The 10,260-nt window shown below is 49.9% G+C and carries 7 protein-coding genes; 6 read left to right on the forward strand and 1 reads right to left on the reverse strand.

The window, feature by feature from the left end:
* Nucleotides 1–51: 51 nt before the first annotated feature.
* Genes metF through EKO24_RS00605 form a run of 4 tightly spaced genes read left to right on the forward strand, consistent with a single transcriptional unit; the run spans nucleotide 52 to nucleotide 3,949 of the window.
* Nucleotides 52–909 carry a methylenetetrahydrofolate reductase [NAD(P)H] gene (gene metF, locus EKO24_RS00590; RefSeq protein ID WP_127027652.1) on the forward strand — a complete coding sequence of 286 codons (858 nt, stop codon included), beginning with the start codon at nucleotides 52–54 and terminating at the stop codon, nucleotides 907–909.
* Nucleotides 910–960: 51 nt separating this feature from the next.
* Nucleotides 961–2,313: an adenosylmethionine--8-amino-7-oxononanoate transaminase gene (locus EKO24_RS00595; RefSeq protein ID WP_127027651.1), complete on the forward strand. Its 1,353-nt coding sequence runs from the start codon at nucleotides 961–963 to the stop codon at nucleotides 2,311–2,313.
* A gap of 2 nt (nucleotides 2,314–2,315) precedes the next feature.
* Nucleotides 2,316–3,077, forward strand: a complete 762-nt coding sequence (locus EKO24_RS00600; RefSeq protein ID WP_127027650.1) for a 16S rRNA (uracil(1498)-N(3))-methyltransferase — start codon at nucleotides 2,316–2,318, stop codon at nucleotides 3,075–3,077.
* Entirely contained in the window at nucleotides 3,074–3,949 is an 876-nt protein-coding gene (locus tag EKO24_RS00605; protein WP_127027649.1) for a CPBP family intramembrane glutamic endopeptidase, read from the forward strand. The genes EKO24_RS00600 and EKO24_RS00605 overlap by 4 nt, the downstream gene beginning before the upstream one ends.
* Here EKO24_RS00605 and EKO24_RS00610 read toward each other — a convergent pair.
* On the reverse strand, nucleotides 3,946–4,428 hold the full coding sequence (locus tag EKO24_RS00610; RefSeq protein WP_127027648.1) for a YajQ family cyclic di-GMP-binding protein: 483 nt from the start codon (nucleotides 4,426–4,428) through the stop codon (nucleotides 3,946–3,948). The two genes, EKO24_RS00605 and EKO24_RS00610, sit on opposite strands and share 4 nt — an antisense overlap.
* A gap of 267 nt (nucleotides 4,429–4,695) precedes the next feature.
* Between EKO24_RS00610 and EKO24_RS00615 the strand changes: the two genes are divergently transcribed.
* Together EKO24_RS00615 and EKO24_RS00620 are read left to right on the forward strand one after the other, a co-directional pair.
* Nucleotides 4,696–5,301, forward strand: coding sequence for an ANTAR domain-containing response regulator (locus EKO24_RS00615; protein WP_127027647.1), 606 nt, complete (start codon nucleotides 4,696–4,698; stop codon nucleotides 5,299–5,301).
* 612 nt (nucleotides 5,302–5,913) lie between these two features.
* Nucleotides 5,914–10,149, forward strand: coding sequence for a PAS domain S-box protein (locus EKO24_RS00620; RefSeq protein ID WP_143733129.1), 4,236 nt, complete (start codon nucleotides 5,914–5,916; stop codon nucleotides 10,147–10,149).
* Nucleotides 10,150–10,260: the final 111 nt, after the last annotated feature.

Genomic DNA, 10,260 nt, shown 5'->3' on the forward strand with positions numbered 1-10,260 from the left:
ATTGCTCCTGCATCAACATAGTCATTAGATGGCTGTCAGTGAGACCATAAAATGCAATCGCAAAAAACACATCCCCAGCTATTCAGTTTCGAATTTTATCCGCCAAAGACAGAAGAGGGCGCGGCAAGTTTGCAGATCGTTCATGGCAAACTGGCTAAACTCAATCCGGATTTTTTTTCCGTTACTTTCGGTGCTGGCGGCTCGACTCGCGATCTTACCTTTGCGACGGTTATCGATATTCAGTCTAAAGGGATCTCTGCCGCACCGCATTTGTCCTGTGTCGCCTCGACCAAAGACAATATTCGCGCGATCCTGAAAGATTACCAGCACCATGGCATCACTAAAATTGTCGCGTTAAGGGGCGATTTGCCTTCCGGCATGATGTCGGCCGGCGAATTTCGTTACGCGAATGAGCTGGTCGAGTTTATTCGCCAGGAGACCGGCGATCATTTCCAGATTCATGTTGCCGCCTATCCCGAAGTACACCCGCAAGCCGTCAGCGGCGTGGAAGATTTTAAAAACTTCAAACGCAAAGTGGAGGCGGGCGCTAATGCCGTTATTACCCAGTATTTTTACAATGCCGAAGCTTACTTTCACTTTGTCGACGCTTGCGAAAAAAGCGGCATAACTATTCCTATCGTGCCCGGCATTATGCCGATTACGCAGTATTCGCAACTGTTCCGTTTCTCGGAAATGTGCGGCGCGGATATTCCTCGCTGGCTGCGGAAACGCCTGGAAAGCTTTGGCGACGACAGGGCGGCGATACAAGCGTTCGGCCTGGAAGTCGTCAGCAATCTTTGCCGCCGTTTACTCGATGGCGGCGCTCCGGGGTTGCATTTTTATACGATGAACCAGTCTGCGCCTACCTTGGCGATTTTGGAAAACTTGCAGATCAAGCCTCGCGACTAAAGCGGAATCAGGCAGCGAAATCCATAAAGATTTCCGGCGAAAGCAGAATCCATGTCGTCAAACCAGTCTTTTTCCAACCGTGATCTTTCTGTATTGTGGCATCCTTGCACGCAAATGAAAGATCACGAGACTTTCCCGATAATCCCGATCAAAAAAGGCCAGGGTGTCTGGTTGGAGGATTTTGACGGTAATCGCTATCTCGACGCGATCAGTTCGTGGTGGGTCAATTTATTCGGCCATGCCAATCCCACCATCAATGCAGCATTAAAAGACCAGCTCGATACGCTGGAACATGTGATTTTCGCCGGATTTAGCCACGAACCCGGCGTCGCGCTCGCGGAAAAGCTGGTTCGGATAACGCCGGAACGGTTGAGCCGTTGTTTTTATGCCGATAACGGCTCTTCCGCGGTGGAAGTCGCGCTCAAAATGAGTTTCCACTATTGGCGCAACCTCGGCCAAGCTCAAAAAACCAAATTCATTACGCTGGAAAACAGTTATCACGGCGAAACCTTAGGCGCGCTGGCGGTCGGCAACGTGCCGCTGTATAAGGAAACTTACGCACCGTTATTAATGGACGTGATCACCGTGCCCGGTCCGGATTGCTACAACCGCGAGCCAGGCGAGTCGTGGGCGGATTATTCCTCCCGCCGCTTTACGCTGATGGAACAAACGCTACAGCAACATAGCGATACGGTCTGCGCAGTCATCGTCGAACCTCTCGTGCAATGCGCCGGCAATATGCGCATGTACGATCCGGTCTATTTGCAATTGCTCAGGGCCGCTTGCGACAAATATGACGTGCATTTAATCGCCGATGAAATCGCTGTCGGTTTTGGGCGTACCGGGACATTATTTGCCTGCGAGCAGGCGGCGATCAGCCCCGATTTCATGTGCCTATCCAAAGGTTTAACAGGCGGCTATCTGCCGTTGTCGGCAGTGTTAACAACTGACCGGGTATATCGGGCGTTTTATGCCGATTATCAATCGTTGACCGCGTTCCTGCATTCGCACAGCTATACCGCTAATGCGCTGGCTTGCCGGGCGGCACTGGCTACTCTCGATATTTTTGATCAAGATAACGTCATCGAGAAAAACCGGTCTTTGGCGGAAATTATCGCAAAAGCGGCGATGCGTTTTCACGATCATCCGCATGTTGCCGAAGTCCGGCAAACCGGCATGATTCTGGCGATTGAGCTGGTCAAAAACAAACATACCCGCGAACCTTATCCCTGGCAGGAACGTCGCGGCCTTAAAGTTTATCAATACGCGTTAGCCAAAGGCGTTTTATTGCGTCCTTTAGGCAACGTCATTTATTTCATGCCGCCTTATGTGGTGAGCGAGCAGCAGCTTTTATTAATCGCTGAAGTTGCATGGCAAGGTATACAGCACGCGGTTGAGGATTGAATATGCGAGTTTCCAGATTGTATACGGTGGCGCCGTTGGCTACAGGCAGGCTTATCGAGTTGGATGACGATAACGGGCATTATGTCAGGACCGTATTACGGCTAAAAAAAGACGACCGGATAATTCTGTTTAACGGCCGCGGCGGAGAATATTTGTGTACGCTCAGAGAAGTCAGCCGAAAAACCGTGCTGGTGGATATCGGACAATGGACTGACCGCAGTGTCGAATCGCCGTTGCAGATCGTCTTAGGCTTGGGTATTTCCCGGGGCGACAGAATGGATTTGACGGTACAAAAAGCCGTAGAACTGGGCGTTAACCAGATCACGCCGCTATTGACCGAGCGTTGCGTGGTGCAATTCAAAGGCGAAAAAAAACCGCAACGCTTATTGCATTGGCAAAAAATCGTTCAACATGCCGCCGAACAAAGCGGCCGAACCGCCTTGCCCGTATTGCTGGAAGTTGAGCAGTTACAGAACTGGGTAAGCGAGCAGCAGGGTCTGAAAGTATTTCTCGATCCTTATGCGGAAACGTCGTTAATGGAGTTAAAGCCGGAGGCTATGAAAGTCACTTTACTGACAGGCCCCGAGGGCGGTTTTTCAAATCAAGAGCGAGAGATTGCGGAAGCTTCCGGTTTTATTCCGGTTCGGCTAGGCAGCCGCGTATTAAGAACCGAAACCGCATCGCTTGCCGCATTAGCCGCGGTACAGATGTTGTGGGGAGATTTTAGCAACAGTGATAAACCGGAAACGGGGAGCCGGCAATGAAACGATATATTGCTTATTCAATAGTGCCTTTGCTGGTGTTATTGGCCGCGACGTCGACAGCTTGCGTGTTAAGCTATTTGATAGTGCTGGTGCAGGATGATCCGTCCTCACTGCGGACACTGATCACCCGTTTAACGCAGATTTTATTGCTGCTGAGTATTTTTCCGGCAATGGCTTACCTGAATTTCAAAAAAGAAGATCTGGGGTTTAGCGTGAGACCAATATTTTTAAAACAATTGCCACAAGGATTCGGGCTTGGGTTAATTACGTTGATGCCGATATTCATGATCTTGTATGCGCTCGGCGTCAACGTCGTCGATGACTCACAGCCGTGGGACAGCGGTTTAATCGCTAAAAAAACGATTCTGTCATTGCTGCTGGCACTGCTGATTGCAGTCGTTGAGGAATCGGTTTTCCGGGGAATGCTGTTGGCCGGTTTAAAAAAGAACATGCCGGTTGTTGCGGCAATCTTGATCAGCTCGGCTTACTTCGCAGCGCTGCATTTCTTGGATACCAGGACCGAAATATCCCCGCAGGACTTTAATATCTTCAGCGGCTTTATCTTACTGGGAGAAGCATTCGCTAATATAGTAAACCCGAAAAATGCGTCGGCATTTGTTGGATTGCTGGTAGTCGGCATTTTTCTGGCCGTACTTAGGACACAGGTCAAAGAAAGCTTGGGTCTATGTATCGGTTGTCATGCCGGGTGGGTATGGCAAATAAAAATGAATAACAGCATATTCAATACGAATATGAACTCGGAATATCTCTACTTGGTCAGCATTAACAATAATACTGTCGGACCTTTGGTAACCGGATGGCTCGGCTTCGCCATCGCCGGCTACTTTGTTTATAAAAAGCTGCGTAATTAATCCCTGAAATTTTCAAACTGCAACGGCATTTCCAGCTTTTCTTCCCTGAGCATTTTAATGACGCTTTGCAGATCGTCCCGGCTTTTTCCGGTTACCCTGACTTGGTCGCCCTGAATGGCGGCCTGGACTTTCAGTTTTTTGTCCTTAATCAATTTAACGATTTTTTTTGCCATCTCCTTATCCAGCCCCTGCTTCATAATGATTTCCTGACGCATTCCCTTACCGCTAGGTTTCGGATCGCCGGTTTCCATACAAGCTATATCAATGCCGCGCCGCGTGAGTTTGGCGCAAATAACGCTGAACATTTGCTGTAGCTGAAACGTCGATTGGGAAATCATGATCACTTTATCGTCATTCAATTCAAAGATTGAGTCGGTACCTTTAAAATCAAAGCGGGTACTGACTTCCTTATTGGCTTGGTCAACGGCGTTAGTAAGCTCGTGTTTGTCGAATTCGGAAATAATGTCGAAAGAAGGCATGGCTAGACGTTTGTAGGCTAAAAAAGGGTTTAACTATAATGATCTTTATTGGATTATTCAATACATCAAGCAGCAATTGCGGTTATCGAAACTTGCTATCTTATAGCTCGAATTTATGGATATTGAAGCGCTTTTAGACGGATGGATTTGCCGTTAGAATTAACCGATAAATCCTGGGGGAAACGGCCGGGACGCAATAGGGAGGTATTATTGCGTCGAGCGTCCGTACAGCCGTCATCTAATTATAACTATTTTATTACCGTTACAATGAACTCTAGCCCTAATAGCAAACGCAGTCTTTTACTGGTCGACGATGAACGTTTGGTGCTGACCACCCTGTCCCTGGGATTGTCCAGAGAGGGCTATATTGTTAATACCGCCGAATCCGTCGACGAGGCTGAAGCGACATTGGCAAGCGGCGAGCGGCCGGACCTGATAATCCTCGATGTCAACATGCCGGGGCGGAGTGGGCTGGAACTGGCTGAACGGCTTTGCTTATTTGATCATATTCCGTTCATGCTGCTGACCGCTTACAGTGATCAGGATATCGTAGAGCAGGCGGCCGCCAATGGCGCACTCGGCTATTTGGTAAAACCGGTCGACATACGGCAACTGGTTCCAGCCATCGAGGCAGCATTGGCTCGCGCCACAGAACTGTATGGTTTGAGGAAAACCGGACAGCAGTTGCAAAACGCTCTTGAATGCGAGCGGGAGATCAGTATCGCTATCGGCATTACCATGGTGCAATACCGGCTTGTTCGGAAGGCCGCTTTTGAACTGCTGCGCAAAACAGCACGCAGCCGGCGCTGCAAGTTATCCGAGCTTGCGATAGATGTTATTCGCGCAAGCGAATCCTTAAATCTTGGGGACTAGAAAAATCTTTTTTTGCTTTTATTTACATAATATGTAAGATATGGCTTACACCTTTTTTGGCCTGCCCCCGACCCCGGCGCCAAATTTCTGAGGCCCGGAAACACGCCTTGTTAAATTGCCCGTATACCGGAATTGACAAAGAATGCCTTAAAAAGCAGGAGATGCGTGTGCCAAGACAGTTTGCAATTTGCTTTTCCGCTCCATCTGTTTACGCGTCGGCTAATATATTCTGTTTGCCTGTAGCGTCGCGTCCTGTTGCTTGTTAGTATCCGGCATGAGTGAGGCCTTGCGGATCGCCATCGGAGAACACTGCAATTCCATTGCCGTGGTACGGTTTAGTTTGCATGAAGCGCCTCAAACCGGACATGCTTTCGGATGCGCTGACCGCATCGATGTATTATCCGGCTTTCCGCCATTGCATTTTAACATTACCTTTTTAACGCTATCGACGAACGGAACGGGGCGACAACTCCCTCTGCATATAGGCGGTACTTATTATGAAGACTGGCCGGCTATGCGGTTTGGGGCGTTATTGAAACAAGACGCTCTTTTTCTAATTGCCTAAGTTTGAGCGGCCGGGTTCGGTTAACGGGAAATCAAAGTTAAATTCATATGTCTAAAGATAGCTACAGGCCGGATTCCTTGTTTTCAGCCATTCTACCATCGCCTCGATCTTATATTGAGTTGTTGCAAATTGTAGGATTGGCTGCGGCCTATTGCGCAACCGGCAAATTAGGCATTTTTCTGGCGATTCCTCCCGGCTATGCAACGGCGATCTGGCCGCCTTCCGGCATTGCGTTGGCGGGTATTTTGCTTTTCGGATACTGTGCTTGGCCGGGGATATTGCTGGGCTCGTTTCTGGTTAATTTGTCGACTTCGCTTATTTCCAGCTCGTCGACGGAAATTATTATTGCCGTTGCCACTACGTTGATAATCGGTACCGGGGCCAGTCTACAAGCCATTGCCGGAGCTTATCTAGTCAGCCGTTTTGCCGGCTTTCCCAATCCGCTAGTCAGGGAAAAAGAAGTTTTCCTACTGTTTTTCTTTGGCGGCATCTTAAGCACCCTAGTCAATTCGACTATTGCCGTCTCAACACTCGTAGCCGCGGGGCGGATGCCGGTAGAGAACTCCCTGGCTAACTGGGCCACTTGGTGGATGGGAGATGCGTTAGGCATTTTTATTTTTACTCCATTGGCCTTAGCCTGGGCTCAACGCTCAAACGAAGATTGGCGAAACAGGGTGTTGTCGATCACACTGCCGATTGTTGCGCTGTTTGTATTGACGACCACCGGCGTTTTTTATGAAGCGCAGAGCAACAATGAGCGGTTAAAGCGCGAATTCAATCTACAGGCTTCAGAGCTGGACGCAGCACTGGAAAAGTCGGTTTTGATACATTTAAATGTGCTGCGTTCGCTGGGAAGCTTTTATTCCGCTTCGGAAAATGTTGACCGGAATAAGTTCCATATTTTTGTTGAACATTCGTTAAACAATTTCAGCGGTATTCAGGCGATAGGATGGGATCCGCGCATTTTATTTTCAGAGCGGGACGCATACGAGCGCGGCATTCAAAGCGAAGGGTACCCAAACTTTCAAATTTCCGAAAAAAATAACGACAATCGGATTGTGCGTGCAGGCGACCGTCCCGTATACGTGCCGGTCGGCTTCATTGAACCCTTCCAAGGCAATGAAAAGGCCTTGGGTTATGACGTTTACTCCGATCAAGTGCGTCAAGAAGCCATCGACCGTGCTACCGATACCGGCGAAATAGCTGCTACAGCACCGGTTATTTTAGTCCAGGAACATAAAAACCAACCCGGAATTCTTGCTTACCTACCCATTTATCGCCAAGGTTTGTCTTATCAAACCTTGGAACAGCGCCGCGCTAATATCGTAGGTTACATGGTCGCAGCATTCCGGGGCGAAGACATTGTTACTAACGCATTGAAAGATGTAAACCAGGCAGGTTTAGTCTATAGCGTTATCGACGAAGGAGCTGCTCCGAACGAGCAGTTGATTTTTTCCAATAGCCGGGAATCGCTCAAGCCTCTGGTTTTGCAAGAAAACGGTCTTTTCGGCGGAAATTTTTCGCTGACAAGCAGTTCAGCGATCCCGGTCGGGGGCCGTTCATGGCGGGTCGATGTTGTTCCTACCCAGCATTATCTTGCTTTTCACAGATCCAATCACGCGGGGCTGATTTTATTGGGCGGCTTATTGCTGACCAGCATGGTCAGTTCATTCGTGCTGGTCTTTTCCGGCCGGGGCAACATGCTTCGGCGGCTGGTCGAAGAACGGACCGCAGCCCTCGCGCAAAGCGAGGAGCGTTTTCGATCCACTTTCGAAAGTGCTCCGGTTGGGGTTGTTAATTCGGGGCTAAACGGCCGGTTCTTGGCAGTCAATCAAGGCTACTGCGATCTGCTCGGTTACAGCAGGGATGAGCTTTTAACGATGACGTTTCAGCAAGTGACGCATCCCGATTATCGTCAGCACGATGCCGATATGGTAAGGCGAATGCTGGCAGGCGAGATTTCCGGCTTTACTGTAGAGAAGAAGTACGTACGAAAGGATGGCGGAGTGGTTTGGGGAAATTTATCGGTGAAACTGAGCCGCTATGACGATGGGACGCCGAATCATTTTGTTGCAGTGATAGAGAATATCGACCGCCGTAAACAGGCGGAAGCGCAAACGGCAAAATCTTTATCGTTGCTTCATGCGACGCTGGAATCCAGCAACGATGCAATTCTGGTGGTTGACCTGAACAGCACTTGGGTATTGTACAATCAGCGGTTTATTGACCTGTGGCACATCCCCGGCGAAATCGTTGCCGCTAAGGACGACAGCGCCGCATTGCTCTATGCGATGAATCAGTTGGAAGATGCCGATGTTTTTTTAAGTAAAGTGCATGGGCTGTACGCTTCTCCGGAGTCCAGCTCTTTCGATACGCTTAAGTTTAAAACCGGACAAATTATTGAGCGTTATTCTATTCCGCAACGTATCGACGGCGAAGTGGCCGGAAGAGTGTGGAGTTTTCGCGACGTCACCGAGCGTAAGCGCGCCGAGCAATCCTTGCAAAGAGAAAGCGAGAAGAACCTCGCACTGTTGCGCAATTCCAGCGACGGTATCCATATCCTCGATACCGAGGGCAATGTGATCGAGGTTAGCGATTCCTTTTGCACCATGCTGGGCTACCGGCGCGATGAGGTGATCGGCATGAATGTTACCCGGTGGGAAGCCCAATCTACGCCTGCCGAATGCCTGCAAATCGTTAAACAACAATTCGACCGGCCCAGCCAGTCCCTGTTCGAAACCCGGCACCGCCGTAAAGACGGAAGCCTTTTCGACGTCGAAGTCAGCGGTTTGCCGCTGGAGTTGGACGGCAAGCCGGTGCTGTTTAACTCCGCACGCGATATTAGCGCGCGCAAGCAAGCCGAAGCATCGTTAAGAAAGCTCTCGTTGGCCGTAGAACAAAGTCCCAATTCCGTGGTTATCAGCGATCTTGATGCCAACGTTGAGTATGTTAACGAAGCTTTCGTTAAGACAACCGGCTATACGCGCGATGAAGTGATAGGAAAGCATTTACGCTTGTTACATTCGGGGAAGACGCCCAAGGCCGCTTATGATGATTTATGGGCTACCTTAAACGCCGGGAAGTCATGGAAAGGCGAGTTCATCAACAAGCGCAAGGATGGCGGCGAATATATAGAATCGGCTTCGATTTCCCCTGTTCGTCAGCCGGACGGGAAAATCACCCACTTCGTCGGCGTTCAGGAAGATATTACTGTACGCAAACAAACGGAAGCTCTATTGCAGGAATCGGAAAAACGTTTCCGTAACGTTGCCGACGCTGCGCCGGTGCTGATTTGGCAAGCCGGAATCGACAAACGCTGCTATTGGTTTAACCAGGTCTGGCTGGATTTCACCGGCCGCTCAATGGAGGAGGAATTAGGCGACGGCTGGGCGGATTGCGTTCATCCCGACGATGTTCAGCGCTGTATGGATATTTACGTCAGCCATTTCGACCGGCACGAACCGTTCAAGATGGAGTATCGGCTGAAGCGTTTCGATGGCGAGTATCGGTGGCTGCACGATAGCGGCGTGCCGAGATTCGATGTGGACGGAAGCTTTTTAGGTTATATCGGCTCGTGTATGGATATTACCGATCGAAAATTGGCCGAGCAAAAACTGACTGCTCAAAATCTTCGTTACCAGACTCTGCTGAAATCATCGACCGACGGTATCCATATTGTCGATCTGGATGGAAATATCGTTGACATCAATGAAGCATTTTGCAGCCAATTGGGATATTCCCATGCAGAAGCGATGAAACTCAATATCGCCCAATGGGACGCGCAGTGGCCGGCAGAAGAAGTTCTTCGGCTATTAAGAGAGTTGGTTCATTTAGGCCAGGCCAGGCAATTTGAAACCAAGCACCGAAGAAAGGACGGCAGCATTATCGACGTTGAAATTAATTCGGTCCCGGTCATTGTTGAGGGGCGGTCGCTTCTGTTTGCTTCCGCGCGCGACATCACCGGCCGCAAACAGAACGAAGCCGTGATCCTGCTGGCCAAAGAGCGGGCGGAAGCCTTAGCGCGGTCCAAGTCGGAATTTCTCGCCAACATGTCTCATGAAATCCGCACGCCGATGAATGCGATCATCGGCCTGTCGCAACTGGCCCTGAACAAGGAAATCAGCCCGGNAAATCCGCGATTATCTGGAAAAAATCAGCAGTTCGTCGAACAACCTGCTGAGCATCCTGAACGACATCCTCGATTTCTCCAAACTCGAAGCCGGCCGCCTGACCATCGACCACACGGCGTTCCAGCTCGACGAAATCGTCGACAATCTCCATAACCTGTTTTCCGACCGAGCCCGGCAAAAGAGCCTCGATTTCACGATAGCGGTGGCGGCCGACGTGCCCCGCAGCCTGGTCGGCGACCCGCTGCGCTTGCAGCAAGTGCTGAT

This window comes from Candidatus Methylobacter oryzae, assembly GCF_003994235.2.
GTDB lineage: Bacteria > Pseudomonadota > Gammaproteobacteria > Methylococcales > Methylomonadaceae > Methylobacter_A > Methylobacter_A oryzae.

Coding starts and splice junctions, on each gene's coding strand:
- metF (WP_127027652.1), top strand. CDS start 52: ATGCAATCGCAAAAAACACATCCCCAGCTATTCAGTTTCGAATTTTAT.
- EKO24_RS00595 (WP_127027651.1), top strand. CDS start 961: ATGTCGTCAAACCAGTCTTTTTCCAACCGTGATCTTTCTGTATTGTGG.
- EKO24_RS00600 (WP_127027650.1), top strand. CDS start 2,316: ATGCGAGTTTCCAGATTGTATACGGTGGCGCCGTTGGCTACAGGCAGG.
- EKO24_RS00605 (WP_127027649.1), top strand. CDS start 3,074: ATGAAACGATATATTGCTTATTCAATAGTGCCTTTGCTGGTGTTATTG.
- EKO24_RS00610 (WP_127027648.1), bottom strand. CDS start 4,428: ATGCCTTCTTTCGACATTATTTCCGAATTCGACAAACACGAGCTTACT.
- EKO24_RS00615 (WP_127027647.1), top strand. CDS start 4,696: ATGAACTCTAGCCCTAATAGCAAACGCAGTCTTTTACTGGTCGACGAT.